16 protein-coding genes and 1 pseudogene are annotated in these 16,996 nt (G+C 64.7%); 10 read left to right on the forward strand and 7 right to left on the reverse strand.

All coding sequences use genetic code 11. From position 1 onward, the window contains the following. From RM190_RS21175 to RM190_RS21200, 6 genes and pseudogenes are all read left to right on the forward strand, one after another. Positions 1 to 121, forward strand: a pseudogene (locus RM190_RS21175) (UTP--glucose-1-phosphate uridylyltransferase); the annotation flags it as partial. A 2-nt stretch (positions 122 to 123) separates the two neighbouring features. Continuing rightward, positions 124 to 1,122: a UDP-glucose 4-epimerase GalE gene (gene galE, locus RM190_RS21180; protein WP_311761472.1), complete on the forward strand. Its 999-nt coding sequence runs from the start codon at positions 124 to 126 to the stop codon at positions 1,120 to 1,122. Beyond that, entirely contained in the window at positions 1,112 to 2,368 is a 1,257-nt protein-coding gene (locus tag RM190_RS21185; protein WP_311761473.1) for a glycosyltransferase family 4 protein, read from the forward strand. Before galE ends, RM190_RS21185 begins: the two co-directional genes overlap by 11 nt. A gap of 14 nt (positions 2,369 to 2,382) precedes the next feature. Continuing rightward, on the forward strand, positions 2,383 to 3,408 hold the full coding sequence (locus RM190_RS21190; protein ID WP_390908807.1) for a glycosyltransferase family 2 protein: 1,026 nt from the start codon (positions 2,383 to 2,385) through the stop codon (positions 3,406 to 3,408). Then, positions 3,405 to 5,120, forward strand: a complete 1,716-nt coding sequence (locus RM190_RS21195; protein WP_311761474.1) for a DUF5927 domain-containing protein — start codon at positions 3,405 to 3,407, stop codon at positions 5,118 to 5,120. Before RM190_RS21190 ends, RM190_RS21195 begins: the two co-directional genes overlap by 4 nt. 1 nt (position 5,121) lies before the next feature. Then, positions 5,122 to 6,519, forward strand: a complete 1,398-nt coding sequence (locus RM190_RS21200) for a sulfotransferase family 2 domain-containing protein (RefSeq protein ID WP_311761475.1) — start codon at positions 5,122 to 5,124, stop codon at positions 6,517 to 6,519. 21 nt (positions 6,520 to 6,540) lie between these two features. On the opposite strand, the gene RM190_RS21205 is transcribed toward RM190_RS21200, so the two are convergent. The 5 genes from RM190_RS21205 to RM190_RS21225 all read right to left on the reverse strand — a co-directional run bounded on the left by RM190_RS21205 (position 6,541) and on the right by RM190_RS21225 (position 10,691). After that, positions 6,541 to 7,482, reverse strand: a complete 942-nt coding sequence (locus tag RM190_RS21205) for a DMT family transporter (RefSeq protein WP_311761476.1) — start codon at positions 7,480 to 7,482, stop codon at positions 6,541 to 6,543. After that, on the reverse strand, positions 7,479 to 8,522 hold the full coding sequence (gene queG, locus RM190_RS21210; protein WP_311761477.1) for a tRNA epoxyqueuosine(34) reductase QueG: 1,044 nt from the start codon (positions 8,520 to 8,522) through the stop codon (positions 7,479 to 7,481). The genes RM190_RS21205 and queG overlap by 4 nt, the downstream gene beginning before the upstream one ends. Continuing rightward, positions 8,503 to 9,192 carry an FtsZ-binding protein FzlA gene (fzlA, locus tag RM190_RS21215; RefSeq protein ID WP_311761478.1) on the reverse strand — a complete coding sequence of 230 codons (690 nt, stop codon included), beginning with the start codon at positions 9,190 to 9,192 and terminating at the stop codon, positions 8,503 to 8,505. The genes queG and fzlA overlap by 20 nt, the downstream gene beginning before the upstream one ends. Before the next feature lie 76 nt (positions 9,193 to 9,268). Next, entirely contained in the window at positions 9,269 to 10,042 is a 774-nt protein-coding gene (gene mtgA, locus RM190_RS21220) for a monofunctional biosynthetic peptidoglycan transglycosylase (RefSeq protein ID WP_311761479.1), read from the reverse strand. A 52-nt stretch (positions 10,043 to 10,094) separates the two neighbouring features. Beyond that, a complete protein-coding gene (locus tag RM190_RS21225) occupies positions 10,095 to 10,691 on the reverse strand; it encodes a DUF1269 domain-containing protein (RefSeq protein ID WP_311761480.1) in 597 nt (198 codons plus the stop codon). Positions 10,692 to 10,857: 166 nt separating this feature from the next. Here RM190_RS21225 and RM190_RS21230 point away from each other — a divergent pair, with 166 nt between their 5' ends. Together RM190_RS21230 and RM190_RS21235 are read left to right on the forward strand one after the other, a co-directional pair. Further along, positions 10,858 to 11,217 carry an antibiotic biosynthesis monooxygenase gene (locus RM190_RS21230; RefSeq protein ID WP_311761481.1) on the forward strand — a complete coding sequence of 120 codons (360 nt, stop codon included), beginning with the start codon at positions 10,858 to 10,860 and terminating at the stop codon, positions 11,215 to 11,217. Positions 11,218 to 11,256: 39 nt separating this feature from the next. Then, positions 11,257 to 12,309, forward strand: coding sequence for a glycosyltransferase family 61 protein (locus RM190_RS21235; protein ID WP_311761482.1), 1,053 nt, complete (start codon positions 11,257 to 11,259; stop codon positions 12,307 to 12,309). Positions 12,310 to 12,313: 4 nt separating this feature from the next. Here RM190_RS21235 and betC read toward each other — a convergent pair whose 3' ends face one another. Then, positions 12,314 to 13,810, reverse strand: a complete 1,497-nt coding sequence (betC, locus tag RM190_RS21240; RefSeq protein ID WP_311761483.1) for a choline-sulfatase — start codon at positions 13,808 to 13,810, stop codon at positions 12,314 to 12,316. Continuing rightward, positions 13,811 to 14,752 carry a choline ABC transporter substrate-binding protein gene (choX, locus tag RM190_RS21245; protein WP_311761484.1) on the reverse strand — a complete coding sequence of 314 codons (942 nt, stop codon included), beginning with the start codon at positions 14,750 to 14,752 and terminating at the stop codon, positions 13,811 to 13,813. Between the two features lie 331 nt (positions 14,753 to 15,083). Between choX and RM190_RS21250 the strand changes: the two genes are divergently transcribed. Together RM190_RS21250 and RM190_RS21255 are read left to right on the forward strand one after the other, a co-directional pair. After that, positions 15,084 to 15,851 (forward strand): outer membrane protein, encoded by a 768-nt coding sequence (locus RM190_RS21250; RefSeq protein ID WP_311761485.1) that lies wholly within the window; start codon positions 15,084 to 15,086, stop codon positions 15,849 to 15,851. Then, positions 15,851 to 16,996 carry a TIGR03032 family protein gene (locus RM190_RS21255; RefSeq protein ID WP_311761486.1) on the forward strand — a complete coding sequence of 382 codons (1,146 nt, stop codon included), beginning with the start codon at positions 15,851 to 15,853 and terminating at the stop codon, positions 16,994 to 16,996. The genes RM190_RS21250 and RM190_RS21255 overlap by 1 nt, the downstream gene beginning before the upstream one ends.

Here is a 16,996-nt window from a genome sequence, read left to right on the forward strand (position 1 = left end):
CGGCTCGAAAGCGGGCTTCCTGCAGGCCACCGTCGCATTCGGACTGGCCAGGGACGAGCTGAAGGACGAATTCAGCGACTATCTCGCAGACATCATGTCCATGCGGAAGGCCGCTGAATAACGATGACGGACAAGGTTCTTGTGACGGGCGGCGCGGGCTATATCGGTTCGCACGCCTGCAAGGCGCTGCGTGACGCGGGATTCATCCCGGTCACTTACGACAATCTTTGCACCGGCTGGCGCGATGCCGTGAAATTCGGCCCCTTCGAACAGGGCGACCTGATGGATCGTGCGCGCCTGGACGAGGTGTTCGCGATCCACAAGCCCGTTGCGGTCATGCATTTCGCCGCCCTGAGCCAGGTCGGCGAGGCAATGCGCGAACCGGGGAAATACTGGCGCGGCAATGTCTCGGCATCGCTGAACCTGATCGAGGCGACGCTGGCTGCCGGGGTCGGGAATTTCGTCTTTTCCTCGACCTGCGCGACCTATGGCGATCATGATGGCGTCGTGCTGGACGAGATGACGGCCCAGGCACCGCTGAACGCCTATGGCGCCAGCAAGCGCGCGATCGAGGATATGCTGAAGGATTTCGGCGCCGCCGACGGCCTTCGCTCGGTCATCTTCCGCTATTTCAACGTGGCGGGTGCAGATCCCGATGGCGAGGTGGGCGAGTTCCACCAGCCCGAGACGCACCTGATCCCGCTGATCCTTGACGCGATCGACGGCAAGCGCGACGCCCTGACCATTCACGGTACCGATTATCCCACCCAGGACGGCACCTGCATCCGTGACTATGTCCATGTCATGGATCTTGTGGATGCGCATGTGCTGGGGCTGCGCCACTTGCTGGCGGGCAATGTTCCGCGCGGCGCGCAGGACGTCTTCTGCCTTGGCACCGGCAACGGGTTCTCGGTGCGCGAGGTGATCGACAATTCGCGCCACGTCACCAATCGCCCGATCCCGATGGTCGAAGGACCGCGGCGGGGCGGCGACGCGGTCAAGCTGGTCTCGGGCAGTGGCAAGGCCATGTCAGTGCTGGGCTGGGACCCGGTGCGGTCGACCCTGCCGCAGATGATCGGCGACGCGTGGCGCTGGCACCAGCACGGCGGATATGAGCGCTGATCCGGCGATCCTGCTGGATGTCTCGCGCCTGATCTCACGGCTGGGGAAGGGTCCGGCGACCGGTATCGACCGTGTCGAGGCCGAGTGGCTGGCCCATCTTGGCCAAAGCGCGCCGCCCTGCCTGCTGTTGGCCCGTGTCCGACGCGGGCAGTTGCTTCTGCCGTGCGAGGCCGGGCGCAAGATCCTTGACTGGCTTTCGGGCCGGGTCGAGGATTTGCCCGACCCCGTGCTGATCGACCGGCTTCGCGGACGCCAGGACCTGAGCGCGCGCGCCGAAGCGGCGCTACGGCGGATGGCACTGCATGCGGCAGGGCCGGCGGGGCGAGGCATCGCGGCCCGCGCCGCTGCCTTGCTGGGCGGGGACGCAATCTACCTGAATGTCGGGCACAGCAACCTGTCGGCGCCGCTTCTGGCCGGGCTCGGCGCGCTGCGCCGGGTCGTGCTTGTCCACGACACGATCCCGCTGGACCATCCCGAATTCACCCGCGCCGGACAATCCGCGAAGTTCCGCGAGCGTCTTGCCGCGGTTCTGGGCCATGCCGACCAGATCCTGGCCATTTCGGGCGCGACGCGGGATGCGATTTTGGGCTGGCGCGACCGGATGGGCGTTCCGGCAGGAGCGGATATCTTTGTCGCGCCAATCGGGACGCGGCTTGCCGTCCCCGCGCCCCTGTCTGCGCAGATTGCGCCGGACCGGCCGTATTTCGTCACCCTTGGCACGATCGAGCCGCGCAAGAACCATGCGCTGCTTCTGGATTGCTGGGAGACGATGGCCCGCCGCCTGCCGGCCGAGGCGATGCCCGGCCTTGTCATCATTGGTCGGCGTGGCTGGGAAAATCATGTGACCTTCGCGCGCTTGGACCGCTGTCCGGCGAATGGGGTGGTGCGCGAGTTCTCGAATCTGGACGACGGGGCCGTAGCGGGGCTGCTGGACGGCTGCCATGCCCTGCTGATGCCAAGCCGGGCCGAGGGCTTCGGTCTGCCCTATACCGAGGCCGCGGCGCGCGGCATCCCGGTGCTCAGCGCGCCACTGCCGGTCGCGCGCGAATTGCTGGGCGACTATGCCCGCTATCTTTCCCCCGACGATGCCGGACAATGGGCCGACGCCGTGATCGAGATCGCCGCACGGCCCGTCTTGCGGCACCCGGCGCTGGCCGTGCCGCAATGGGATGCACATTTTGCCGCTGTGGAAGGGCTCATGCGCGAAGGATTGCACCCACGGTCGGCGGCGGCTATGCCGGGCTAAAAGCGAAGATTCCCGTGAAGCGACTGTTCAGGATCACCCGGCGAAAGTTGCGACTCCGTGTCCGTCGGCAATATTTGCTGGGGCGCGCGATCCGGCGGCGGCATCGCCTGCACCCGATTGCGGTGCGGACCCGGCGCATTCGGCGCGGCGATATCCTATTGTTCATGTCGATCCGCAACGAAAAGGTGCGGCTGCCCTATTTCCTGGAATATTACCGGCGCATGGGGGTCCAGCATTTCCTGGTCGTCGATAATGGCTCGGATGATGGCGGGCTGGAATATCTGAGCGAGCAGATGGATGTTTCCGTCTGGCTGACCCATTCCAGTTACAAGGATTCCCGTTTCGGGATGGATTGGATCAACTGGCTGCTGTTCCGCCACGGTGTCGGGCATTGGTGTCTGACCGTCGATCCCGACGAATTCCTGATCTATCCGCATCACGATACCCGGCCGCTGAAGGCCCTGACGGATTGGCTGGACGCCTCTGCGATCAAATCCTTTTCGTCGATGCTGCTGGACATGTATCCCAAGGGTCCGCTTCATGCCCGCACCTATGCGGAGGGTGAGGATCCGTTCCAGATCGCAAGCTGGTTCGATCCGGCGAATTACACGATCCGCAAGAATGGCGAATACGGCAACCTGTGGATCCAGGGCGGGCCGCGCAGCCGCGCATTCTTCCATGACAATCCCGCCCAGGGACCGGCGCTGAACAAGATCCCGCTGGTGCGCTGGGAACGGTCATATGTCTATGTCAGCTCGACCCACATGCTGCTGCCGCGTTCGCTGAACGTGGTCTATGACGAGGATGGTGGCGAAAAGGCCTCGGGCTGCCTGCTTCATGCAAAGTTCCTGTCCACCTTTGCCCAGAAATCCGCTGAAGAGCTTGAGCGGCGGCAGCATTACTCGGACAGCCAGGAATACATGGCCTATCACTCGGGCCTTCAGGACGAGCAGGATTTCTGGTGCGAGGAATCGCGCCGATATGAAGACTGGCGCCAACTGGAGGATCTGGGACTGATCTCCAAGGGGAACTGGGCATGACGGCCCCCGAACATGAACCGCCCGTTCCATTGCGCGGCGGCAAGGTCCGGCTGGGCATCGTCATGCTGTGCCACAACGAATTGCCGTTGGCCGCCCGCATGGCCGAGGTCTGGGCGGCTGGTGGGGCGGTCGTGGCAATCCATATCGACGCCAAGGTTTCGGCCATGGAGGTCGCCACCATGAAGGCCGACCTCGACCGGTTCGAGGACGTGGTGTTTTCCCGTCGCCATCCCTGCGAATGGGGCAGCTTCAGCCTGGTCCGCGCCACCCAGGATGCAGCAGCGCTGTTGCTGGACCGGTTCGAGGACGTGAGCCATGTGATGGTCGTGTCGGGATCGTGCCTGCCGCTCCGGCCGGTTGCGGACCTGATCGCCTTCCTGTCGCGCCATCCCAATCGTGATTTCATCGAAAGCGTGACCGCCGAGGATGTCGGCTGGACCGTCGGCGGGCTGAACGAGGAACGCTTTACCCTGCGCTTCCCCTTTGCCTATCGCCGTCGGCGCAAGCTATTCGACCGCTATGTCGAGCTGCAGCGCCGCCTGAAGTTCAAGCGCCGCATCCCCGAAGGACTGGTCCCGCATCTTGGGTCGCAATGGTGGTGCCTGACGCGGGTGACGCTGCACGCGATTCTTGCCGATCGCCGCCGTCCCGAATTCGACCGATATTTCAACCGCGTCTGGATCCCGGACGAAAGCTATTTCCAGACGCTGGCGCGGCTGCATTCGAACCGGATCGAAAGCCGCTCGCTGACGCTTGCCAAGTTCGACGACCAGGGCAAGCCATATATGTTCTACAACGACCACCGCCAGATTCTCGAGGAATCGCGCTGCTTCGTCGCGCGCAAGATCTGGCCGCGGGCGACGGCGCTTTACACCTATTTCCCGCGCCCGGTGCATGGCGAACCTTCGGCGGCAGAGCCCCAGCCCGAGCGGCTTGACCGCATCATCGGACAGGCCGTCAGCCGGCGCCGCCTGGGCAGGCCGGGACTGTACATGCAGAGCCGCTTTCCCATGAAGGACCGTGAGAACGGCAAGACCTCGGCCCCCTATGCGGTGATGCAGGGGTTTTCGGACCTGTTCCCCGGTTTCGAACCCTGGCTTGCCGAACGGGTCGATGCCGATGTCCACGGCCATCTTCTGTCGCAAGACGGGGTCGAATTTTCCAACCGCTCGCGAATTGGTCCGGGGGGGCTCAGCGACAGCGCGGCGCTGCGCGATCTGGACCCGCGTGGCTTTGTCGCCAACCTGATCCGCATGTCCCAGCGGATGCAGGTGATCCAGTACAGCCCGCGTGACCAGCAGAACCTGAACTGGTTCATGGCGACCGATCCAAATGCACAGTTCTATGTCATCACCGGGGCCTGGGCGGTGCCGCTGCTGCATTCTGGCATGCCCTTCGACGACATCCGGCGCATTGCCGCCGTGCTTCAGCGGATCGAGCTTGAGCAGATGGGTGTGCTGAACTCGGTCTGGCTGAAGGCGCGCACCCGGATCTGGGACCTAGGCGATTTCTGTTCGCGCCCGGCAGGAGTGCTGCGCAGCGTCCTGCGCGAATTGGGGGGTGATCCGGACATGTCCGCGAACCTTCCCGAGATGCGGGAACTGGCCGGAATGGGCCGCTTTCTGCAGCGATTGCGCAATGCGGGTCTGCGTCCGCAACTGATGGGCGAATTCCCCGTCGTCGAACCGGTCCCGAGCAAGGAAAGCATGTGACATGACCCAGACCTTTCAGCGCTTCGTCATCTTCGCCGAAATGCGGACAGGGTCGAACCTGCTTGAGGCGACGCTGAACGCACTGAAGCGCGTCACCTGCTTCGGAGAGGCCTTCAACCCCTACATGATGGGCTGGCCCGACAAGGATGAACTGAAGGGCATCACCAAGGCCGAGCGGGACGAGGATCCGCATCGCCTGCTGGCCGCGATCTTCGACAAGCCGAACCACCTGCCGGGCTTTCGCTATTTCCACGACCACGATCCGCGGGTCTTCGATGCGATCATGGACGACCGGGCCTGCGCCAAGATCATCCTGACCCGCAACCCGGTCGACAGTTACGTCTCGACCGCGCTGGCCCGCGCCACGAACCAGTGGAAGCTGAACGAGACCGAGACCCCGATCCCTGCCGCCGCCCGGTTCGAGCCCGAGGAGTTCCGGCAGGTCGCGTCGGAGGTCGAGGAGTTTCAGCTGCGCATCCAGCATCGCCTGCAGGTGACCGGTCAATCGGCCTTCTGGCTGGGATACGAGGATCTGCGCGATACCGGGGTCATGACCGGACTTTTGCACTGGATGGGGCGGACAGACCTGGAAAAGGTCGCACCCGCCAGCGACCAGGTGCCGCAAAATCCTCGTGAACTGTCCGAAAAGGTTTCGAATTTTCAGGAAATGCAGACCGCGCTGTCGGAGCTGGATCCCTTCATGCTGCGCCGGATTCCGAATTTCGAACCGCGCCGCGGTCCGGCGGTGCCTTCGTTCCTGGCAGCCGAGGCAGGCAAGGGGCTGGTCTTCATGCCGATCAAGGGCGGGCCGGGTGACAGGATCAGCGCATGGTTGCGCCACATCGGCGAAGTGACGGGCGACCTGAACCAGAACAGCCTGCGCCAGTGGAAGCGTGACCATATCGGGCATCGCAGTTTTACCGTCCTGCGCCATCCGCTGCGGCGCGCCTGGTCCGCGTTCGAGGCACTTCTGCAAGGCGGAAATGCCGAGCTGCGCGACCTGATGCGGCAGGTCCATCGCGTGGCCCTGCCGCGAGAAGTGGACCTTCCGGACCTGACCGACAGCCGACGGGCCGAGCTGTTCGAAACCTTCCTGGACTTCCTGCGTCGCAACGTGAACGGCCAGACCTCGTTGCCGACGCATCCGGGCTGGGCGAGCCAGGCCGAGGTTCTGTCGGGCTTTTCGCGATTCGGCGCGCCGGACATGGTGCTGCGCGAATCCGATCTGGAGCGTGAGATTGGATGGCTGGCCAGCAGCGTGGGCATCCGGCAGGCCCCCTCGCTGCCGCAGGCGACCGAGCGCTTCCCGGAATTCCTGAACGACCAGAAGCTGCGCGGCGCGGCAAAGCGCGCCTATCTGCGTGACTACGTCGCCTATGGTTTCGGCGGTCAGCCCTGACGGCGCGCGGCCAAGCGGTGATCAGCCCTGCGGGGTCATTGCCTTGCGTTGGCGGTTGCGTTCCAGCCCAAGGTGACGTTCGCGCCAGATGATCAGGATGCCCGCGGTGATGACCAGCGCCGCGCCCGCCAGCATTACAAGGGTCGGAGCCTCGCCAAAGACGAACCAGCCGATCAGCAGCGCCAGCAGCATCGAGGCATATTCGAACGGTGCAATCAGCGAGGCATCGGCATAGCGATAGGCCGAGGTCAGAAGGATCTGCCCCAGCCCGCCCAGCAATCCGATCGTGATCAGCAGCGCCGCCGTGCGCAGATCCGGCATTACCCAGCCAAAGGGCAATGTCAGCAGGCTGAGCAGCGTCGACGTGACCGAAAACCAGAAGACGATGGCCGAGGTCCGCTCTTCCTGCACCATCTTGCGCACGAAGATCATCGCAAGCGCGGTGCAGGACGCTCCCGCCAGCGTGACGACCGTGCCCAGGCTTTCGCGCAGGTCCATTTCGGCCCCGGTGGTCAGGCGCGGGGACAGCACAATCACCACGCCCAGAAGCCCCATCACCACCATGCTGATGCGGAACAGATGGACCTCTTCGCCCAGAAACATCGCGGCGAAGATGACGGTCAGCAGCGGCGCGGCATAGCCGATCGCGGTGACTTCGGGAAAGGGCAGCAGCGACAGCGCCCAGAACCCCAGTCCCATCGCCATCGTGCCGATCACGCCACGATAGAAATGTCCCATCGGGCGATAGGTCTGCAGCCCGACGCCCAACTCTCCGCGCCAGAGCAGCCAGACGAGAATCACCGGGATTGCGAAAAAGGATCGGAAAAAGACCTGCTGACCGGGCGGCACGCCAAGGCCGCTGGCCGAGGTCGCCTTGATGATCGACGCCATGACGGTGAACACCATCACGCTGACGCATTTGAGCAGGATACCGCGCAGAGGACTTGGAGGCGTAGGAATCATGTCAGTCTTTGGCAGGCCCATTGCGCCGCGTCTGCCACGGCGGGGTCGGGATCATGCGCCAAGGCTTCCGCGACTGGACGCAGATGTGCAAGCCCCGAATTGCCGATTGCGTAAAGCACATTCCTGACCATGCGATTTCTGCCGATCCGCTTGATCGGACTGCCGGAAAATCTTTCGCGGAAGGCGGCGTCATCCAGCGCCGCCAGCTCGGCCAGGGCAGGGGCGCCGTGTGGGCCGTGATAGCGCAGCTCGGTCGCGGCCTGGGCGAACTTGTTCCAGGGGCAGGCGGCAAGGCAGTCGTCGCAACCATAGATCCGGTTGCCCAGCAGCGGGCGCAATTCTGGATCGACCGGTCCCTTGTGTTCGATCGTCAGATAGGAAATGCAGCGCCGCGCATCCAGTTGATAGGGGGCTGGAAAGGCCCCGGTCGGACAGACGTCAAGGCAGGCCCGGCACGATCCGCAATGCGACACCTCTGCGGCATCTTTCGGCAGGTCCAGGGTGGTGAAGATCGAGCCAAGAAAGAACCAGCTTCCCAGCTCACGCGAAAGCAGGTTGGTGTGCTTGCCTTGCCAGCCCAGCCCGGCCGCCTGCGCCAGCGGTTTTTCCATGACCGGGGCAGTGTCGACGAACACCTTGATCTCGCAACCGGTCAGGTTGACCAGCCAACCGCCCAGTCGCTTCAGCCGCTTCTTGACCAGATCGTGGTAATCCTTGCCCTGGGCATAGACGCTGACTGCGCCCCGGTCGGGATGGGCCAGAACCTCGGTCGGGTCGTGTTCAGGGGTGTAAAGCTCGGCCAGCATGATGACCGAGCGCGCCTGTGGCCACAGGGCATCGGGCGCTGCGCGCCAATTGGTGCGTTCGGCCATCCATTCCATCTGGCCGTGGCGTTCGTCGGCAAGGAACTCGGCCAGGCGGTCGGGCAGGCGGGGATCGGCGTCGGGTGCGCAAATGCCAAGGGCCGAGAAACCCTCGGCCCGCGCCTGCTCCTCTAGCCGGGAACGGATATCGACAGGATCAGAAATCCAGGAGCGCATAATGCGGCGCCGGGTGAACGCCCGGCAGATGGTCGGCCAGAAGGCTGCGGAAGGCCGGGCGCGACTTGATCTTGGCATACCATTCCTGCACCTCCGAGGAATGGGTCCAGTCCACGTCCGAAATATAGTCGAGGCAGGACAGATGCGCGGCGGCGGCGAAATCGGCCAGCGTCATCACGTCGCCCGCCAGCCAGCGCCGATGCTCCAGCAGGGATTTCATATAATCCATGTGATAGCGGATCGCAGACAGCCCCGCCTTGACGGTGCGCGAGTCGGGATAGCCAAGCCGCATCACCTTTTTCCAGACCCGTTCGTTCATCACGGGACGGGTGCATTCGGCGCTGAACTTGTCGTCGAACCACGAACACAGGCGGCGCACCTCGAACCGGTCGATCGCCGAATGCGGCATCAGCGCGGGAGAGGGGTATTTTTCGTCGAGATACTCGCAGATCGCCTGGCTTTCGGCCAGAAGCCGCCCGTCCATCCGCAGCACCGGAAGCTTGCCTGCCGGGTTGCGGCGCAGGATTTCGGACCCCGGTTCCCAATATCGGTCCTCGACCAATTCGACCTCGATCCGTTTTTCGGCCAGCACCAGTCGGACCTTGCGGCAGAAGGGCGACAGGGCAATGTGGTAAAGCCGGATCGTGGAATTGCTGGAAGAAGTATTCATCTGGGGAAAGCACCGGGGGAATTTCGCGGACAGCCTGTGATACGCTTCGCCCGTCGCGGTTTCAACAAGGTTGGATTCAGCGCGGCAGGATCAGGCAGGAATCGCGCCCGTCGCTGCGGATCGTGGCCGCGCCATCGGCGATTGCCCGCGCGCGTGCCGACCCTGTCTTGGGCTTGCGCGTCTTCGGCGCCGGCAGGATCGAGGCCAGGGCCGCCGCCTGCCGCGACGACAGCTTGTCGGGCGTGGTTCCGAAGTGATGCTTGGCGGCGGCCGAGATCCCGAAGACGCCCGGTCCAAATTCGGCCAGGTTCAGATAAACCTCGACGATGCGGCGCTTGGACCAGAGTGCCTCGATCATCGGGGTGTAGACCGTCTCAAGCACCTTGCGCGGCCAGCTTCGCCCCTGCCACAGGAAGACGTTCTTCGCCGTCTGCTGGGAAATGGTCGAGGCACCGCGGCTGGATCCCGAATGGATCACGCGTCGGATCTCGATCATGTCGAAGCCCCAATGGTTGCAGAAATTGGCATCCTCGGCCGCGACCACGGCCCGCACCATGTCCGGAGAGATGTCCGACAGCCTTGTCCATTCGCGCGGCGTGCCGGGATACTGCCGGGTTTCGGTCAGGATGGTCCAGCTGGTCGGAGGGTTGATGAACGAGAACAGGAAGACCAGCACGAACATCAGCGCCAGCAGCCTGACCCCGATCCAGCGGATCCAGCCGCCCAGCCACATCAGCCCCCGGCGCAGGAAACGCCAGCGCCCGGCCGGGCGCGGACGTCGCGCCTTGGGCTTGGCCGGTGCTTCAACCGGCTGCGGGGGGTCTGTGATGCTTTCGCGGCGGCGGGGCATGGGCGCGTCCTGTCACGCCAATGCCCATTGCGTCAAGCATTTGGATCGCCGCTCAGGGGGTCTCGGGCGCGGCGGTCGACCCCGGTTGCGCCGCAGGCTGCGTCGCGGGCACGCTGGCGGGCGCATCCGCCTGCGGAATACCCATCGCGGTGCCCAGCTTGCCCCCGGCAAAGGCCTCGCGCAGTTTCTGCTCCTGTTCGTCCGGCAGCGAGGACTGCAAGACGCGTCCGCGCAGCTGGAAGCCCTCAAGCCGCGCCAGCACCTTGTCAGCGGTCATCTTGCGCACAAGGATGAACACGGCCGAGCCATTCGGCGGGATCGAGCGTCCGATCTCGCGCATGAAGTCGTCGTTGATCCCGATATCCGTCAGCCGCCCCGCGATCGCCCCCGAGGCCGCGCCCACGGCCGCGCCGATAAGCGGATTCAGGAACAAAAGCCCGACCAGAGTGCCCCAGAACCCGCCGCCCACGGCCCCGGCCGCGGTCAGGTTCACCGGCTGGTGCAGCTGGATATCGTCTGCCGTCGGACGGGTGACGACCACTGCGTCCTCAAGCTGGATCAGGTATTCCTTTTGCATCTTCACCAGTTCGCTGCGCAGCTCGAACCCGGTGGCTTCGTCGTCGAAGGCAATCACAAGCAGATCGGACATGGACGGGATCCTTGTTGATGGAAGTGCGGGAGTTTCGCGGCCCCGCGGCGGGGGAACGCCCAAAGGCGCCAAGCTGTTCCCCAAGATGCAAGTTGCCGCGTCGGAAAGGGAATTTCGTTCCCCTGGGTGCATCCGGGCTTGTCACCGGCCCGCTCGATGGTGCCAAATGGCACCCGAACCATCCATCCCGTCACTTGGCCCAGAGGTGCAGATGCTGATCCAGCTTGTCCAGATCGAGGTCCATCCGGGCAAGCGCGACGCCTTTGTCGAAGCCTTCCGCCTGAACTGGGAAGGCGCGCGGACCGAACCCGGCTGCATCCGCTTCGACCTGCTTTGCGATCCCGAGGATGAGAACAGCTTTTCCGTCTATGAGTTGTTCGAGGACGAGGCCGCGCTGGACGCGCACCGGGCCACGGACCACTATCGCCGCTGCGTCGCGCTGATCGACCCGCTGATGGCGGGGCGGCGCAGCAAGCGGTTCTTCGCCCCCGTTCTTGTCGAAGGGCGCGCCGCCGACCGCCCCTAGCGTTCCAATCTCTCCTCGCCGCAAGAGAACTGCCCCGACATGCCGAACCCCCTTCGTCCCTATCGCTCTCGCCTGCGCAGGCTGCTTGGCCAGCCCGATCCGGATTTCCTGGCCGGTGCGCTGGAAAGCTGGGAAGAAGCACCGGGAGGCGTCGTGCATATCCGACCCGCCCTGTCCTTGCCGGGTCAGGTCGAGCGGATCAGGTCCAGCGTCTTCGCGACGCTGGCGGATACGGTCAACGCCCTGACGCTGGAAGGCGACGTGCGCGAGGGGCCAACCCTGGGCTGGCGCTTCCGCAATGTCGATCTTGTCGACGGCGTACTTTACCGCGACGGGGCCGAGCTGCACCTGCGCAGCCGCCGCAACCGGCTGGGGCTGGCCTTCCGGCCCCGGCAGACGGCCAGCGGCGCGCTGTATGAAAGCTGGAACACGAATCGCTGGTTCGGAAGCTGGCTGATGGATGCGCTGGTGGCATGGCCGCTGGCCGAACGGACCGGAGAGCCACTGACCACGGCGCCGCCTCCGCCCGTTGGCGGCCATGCCGCGCGCTATGAGGAGCTGTTGGGCGTCGATCCGATGCGTATGCCCGCTGCTGTGCATTTCGACGACCTGATCGTATTTTCGGACCTGGCCAACAACCCCGACAAATGGCGCCGCCAGCATGAGCTGCGGTCGAAGCTGCTGGCCGGTCGCAACCCCGAACCGGTTCCCGGCGTCTTCCTGATCCGCGGCACCGGGGGCGACCTGCGCCTGCTGAAGAACGAGCGCGAACTGGCCGAGCGGCTGGCGACCGAACGGGGCTTCCGTATCCTTGATCCCCTGTCCGCAAGCGTGGACGAGCTGATCGAAGCCTGCGGCGCCGCGCGCGCCATCGTCGGCGTCGAAGGCAGTCAGCTTGTCCACGGGATGATCGTTGCGCCGCCCGATGCAGCGATCCTGCCCATCCAGCCCCCCGACCGGGTCGCCGCCACGCTGAAGCAGCTGAGCGACCGGCTGGGGCAGCGTTACGGCCTGCTGGTGGCCGAGGGCAATGACACCGTCTTCACCCTCGACTGGCGCGATCTGGCCGCGACGCTGGACCTTTTCGACTGAACGGTCACTCCCCGCGCGGGAAGCGCTTGGATTCCTCAAGAACGTTCAGGTCCATGTGATTGCGCATGTAGCGCTCGGCCGCGGGCTGGACGGGCTGATGGTCCCATGACTGATAGCCGCCGTTCCGCAAGGCCTCATAGACGACCCAGCGGCGGGCCTGGCTTTGCCGGACCTCGTCGTCATAGGCGGGCAGATCCCAGCGCTGCGCCGCCATGTCCCGCATCCGCTGAAGCACCAAGGCTGCGGCAGGATCGGTCGCGCGGTTCACGCGCTCACCGGGGTCATCGGCCAGATTGAACAGCAGTTCGGGGTCGGCAAGGCAGGCGATGTATTTCCAGTCACCGTCCCGCAGCGCGACCAGGGGCGTGATCGATCCCTCGGCCGCATATTCCATGGCGACCGGACCCCGTTGTTCCGCGCCATGCGCCAATGAGCTGCCGTCGGTCCAGGGCATGACCTGATCCATAGGAATGCCCGCGAGGTCGCAGATCGTGGGCAGGACATCGATGGTCGAAACCGGAGTCGCGATCCGTCCCGGCGTCATTTCGGTCGAGGCGATCATCAGCGGCACCCGCGCCGACGGTTCGTGGAAGCTCATCTTGAACCACATGCCGCGTTCGCCCAGCATTTCACCGTGATCGGACAGGAACACCACGACGGCCTCCTGCCGGCTGCGCTCCAGCACGTCCAGGATCTCGCCCAGCTTGTCGTCGACATAGCTGATATTCGCGAAATAGCCCTGCCGCGCGTGGCGGATGTGGTCGCGCGTCACGTCTAGCCCGCGCCAGTCGCAGGCGTCCATCAACCGGCGCGAGTGCGGGTCCATGTCGTCATACGGGACGGCTTCGGGCGGCTCCAGTTCGGGGATGCCCTCGTAAAGATCCCAGTATTTCTTCCGCGCCACGAAGGGGTCGTGGGGGTGGGTAAAGCTGACGGTCAGGCACCAGGGCCGCTCGTCCCCCCCGCGAGAGAGATCATAAAGCTTGCGGCAGGCGTGATAGGCGACCTCGTCGTCATATTCATATTGGTTGGTGATCTCGGCCACGCCCGCGCCGGTGACCGAGCCAAGGTTGTGATACCACCAGTCGATCCGCTCGCCCGGCTTGCGGTAATCCGGGGTCCAGCCGAAATCGGCGGGATAGATATCGGTGGTCAGCCGTTCCTCGAAGCCGTGCAGTTGGTCGGGGCCGACGAAATGCATCTTGCCCGACAGACAGGTCTGATATCCCGCGCGGCGCAGGTGATGCGCATAGGTCGGGATGTCCGAGGCGAACTCGGCCGCATTGTCATAGACCCGCGTCCGGCGCGGCAACTGGCCTGACATGAAACTGGCCCGCGCGGGCGAACAAAGTGGGCTTGCCGTATAGGCGTTGGAAAAGCGCGTCGACCTTTCGGCCAGCTTGCGCAGGTTCGGCACGTGCAGGAAGTCTGCCGGGCCGTCGGGGAATAGCACCCCCGACAGCTGGTCGACCATGACGATCAGGATATTCGGTCGCGTCACTTATTTCACCGAGGCCATGACCGCTTCTGCGCCGGGCTTGCCGTCCAGCGTCGTCACGCCGTCCAGCCATTTCGCCACCGCCTCGGGGTTGTCCGCGATCCAGGCCTTGGCCGCATCGGCGGGATCGGCTCCGTCGTCCAGGATCTTGCCCATCAACACGTTTTCCTGGTCGACGGTAAAGGTCAGCTGCTTGAACAGCTTCGCTGCGTTGGGGCAGCCCGACACCCAGTCCTTGCGGGCGACAGTGTGGACGGTTGCGCCACCGTAATCCGGTCCGAATTCCACGTCGCCGCCCGACAGGTAGGTGATCTTCAGGTTCACGTTCATCGGATGGGGCGCCCATGCCAGGAAGACCGAGGGCTTGCCCGCGGCGTCATTGCGCGCGACCTGCGCCAGCATCGCCTGCTCGCCGGATTCGACCAGTTCCCAATCGCCCAGGCCGAACTTGTCATCCTCGATCATCTTGGCGATGGACTGGTTCGCGGGCGCGCCCGGTTCGATCCCATAGATCTTGCCCCCGAAGGCATCCTTTTGCGCGTCGAGATCGGCGAAATCCTTGATGCCCAACGATCCGGCCGCATCGGTCACGGCCAGTGTGAACTTGGCACCGGTCAGGTTCTGGACCAGTTCCTCGGTCTTGCCCGAGGCTTCCAGATCATCGCGGAACTTCTGCTGCGCGGGCATCCAGTTGCCCAGGAAGACATCGGTCTCGGCGTTCTTCAGCGCCTCGTAGCCGATCGGGACCGACAGGGTCTTGATGTCGGGCTTGTAGCCCAACCCCTCAAGCACGGCGCGCGCCACGCCGTTGGTTGCGGTGATGTCGGTCCAGCCGGGATCGGACAGGCGCACGGTGCCGCAGGTTCCGGCATCGTCGGCGATTGCGGGCAGGGCACAGACCAGCGCCAGGACCGCGGCGCCGCTGAAGGGAAGGATTCGGGACATGCTGTCGCCTCTCATCTTGTCAGGGCGGAGGGCCGCCGGGGAATGACAATGAACCCATAGCCGGACCTCATGCGCAAGAACAGAGCGGGGCGTCGGGTGGGAAGGCCCCCTGATTCCGGGTCCTTTCCAGCCGGACGAAACCGGACGTGCGCCCCGCCGGCGGGGTGGTGGCCCGTCACGATTCGTCCCCAGTCGACCGGCCAGGAAGCGGGTTGACGCCTTGATGCATGTTCGGCGCGAAGGGGGTTCAATAATTTCAGCCGAAAGTTGTCCATTTGGATAGCATTTTGGGCGAAGCAGTTAACCATCTACACGCCATAGTTGCGCTAGCTTGCGCCGAAGCGACTGTCCACTTTCGGCGAGGCCTATCCTGCGCAACTTCATTTGTACCGCCCTTGGGGCGACCGCCTTTCTTGCCTGTCTTCTGCCCGCCGCCGCCGCGGACTGGTCGGGTTGTTATGGCGGGGTCAGTCTTGGAGTCGCGCGGGCCAAATCCGACATCACCGACAAGCCGTTCCGCGAGGGGCCGTTTGCCGGGGCAGGCGTGGGTTGGAACGGTGCGCCCCATACCGTCTCTGCGGATGGAACCAGCGCGGCGCTGGGCGGGACACTGGGCTGCGACCGGCAGTTCCAGAACGGCGGCGACGGCGCCTTTATCCTTGGCGCGGCGATGGACCTGAGCGCGCTGAATGCGGGCGGCGATGTGTCGTTTCCGGGGGCCGGGGCCGATACAACCGTCGATTTCAAGGTGAAGAACACCGCAAGCCTGCGCCTGCGCGCCGGCTATGCCCAGGATGACAAGCTGTTCTATGTCACCGGTGGCTATGCGCGCGGGGATATCGATGCCGGCGCGCGGGACCATGCGCCCCCGGCCATGATGGAGGTCTCGGGCGGGGGTGGCAGGTCGGGATGGGTCCTCGGCGCGGGCGTCGAATGGCGCATCGCCGAAAACCGCAGCCTGGATTTCAGCCTGCTGCATTACGACTTCGGCAGCGTGAGCGCGACCGGCGCGGCCGAGGATCCGGCGGGCGCATTCCCGCGCTTCGAGAATGAGGTCACTGCCGACGTGCTGCGCGTCGGCATGAACTGGCATTTCTGATGGCCGTGACCGCGGCATTGCCCGACGCTCCGGCAGGGGGCGTCGATGCGGCAAATCCCGAGCCGCTTGTCACCTGTTCGGCCGACTTCTCGCACTGGCTTGAAACGCAGGACATCGCGCTTGCGCTGACCACCTATCAGGCGGGGCGGCTGTTCTTCGTCGGGCGGAAACCCGATGGCGGCATCCGCGCGCATGAGCGGCTGATCGAAAACTGCCAGGGTCTGTGGACCGACGGGCAAAGCCTTTGGACCAGCAGCGCCTTCATGCTCTGGCGGTTCGAGAATGTCCTGCAGCCGGGCCAAGCGATGCAGGGGGGCGCCGATCGCAGATTCGCCCCGGTCGAGGGACGCGTAACCGGGAAGATCGACCTGCATGACATCGCAATGACCCAGATCGACGGCGCGCCGCGCCCGATCTTCGTCAACACGCTTTGCAATTGCCTTGCCACGATCAGCGACCGCGATTCCTTTCGCCCGCTGTGGATGCCCCGGTTCATCAGTGCGCTGGTGGCCGAGGATCGCTGCCATCTCAACGGGCTGGCGATGGACGGGACGCGCCCTGCCTATGTCACTGCTGTCGGGACCTCTGATGTCGCCGACGGTTGGCGTGACCAGCGGCAGGCAGGGGGCGTGGTGATCGATGTCGCCAGCGGCGAGATTGCGGCGGCGGGTCTGTCCATGCCGCATTCGCCGCGGCTTTATCGTGGCAGGCTTTGGCTGCTGAATTCGGGCACGGGGGAATTCGGGCAGATAGATCTGCGGGATGGCAGTTTTACGCCCCTGTGTTTCTGCCCCGGCTTCGCGCGGGGCCTGGCCTTCAGCGGCAACCATGCAGTGATCGGCCTGTCGCTGCCGCGTCATGGCGGCAGCTTTTCCGGGCTGGAGCTTGACCAGCGACTTGCCCGGAAATCCGCGACGCCACGCTGCGGGCTTCTGGTTGTCGACCTGACCTCGGGCCGGGTCGAGCATTGGCTGCGCTTCGGTCACACCATTACCGAGCTGTACGACACGGCCGTCCTGCCACGGACACGCATGGCCGAGGCCATAGGTTTCCGCAACGACGACATCAGGCGGGAAATCCGCCCCGAGATCCGGTCCGGGACCGACCGGATCATGGCCACCCCACATCCGCGCGAAGGAGTCTGA

Origin of the sequence: Paracoccus broussonetiae, from assembly GCF_031854425.1 — a bacterium.
GTDB classification, from domain to species: Bacteria; Pseudomonadota; Alphaproteobacteria; order Rhodobacterales; family Rhodobacteraceae; genus Paracoccus; species Paracoccus broussonetiae.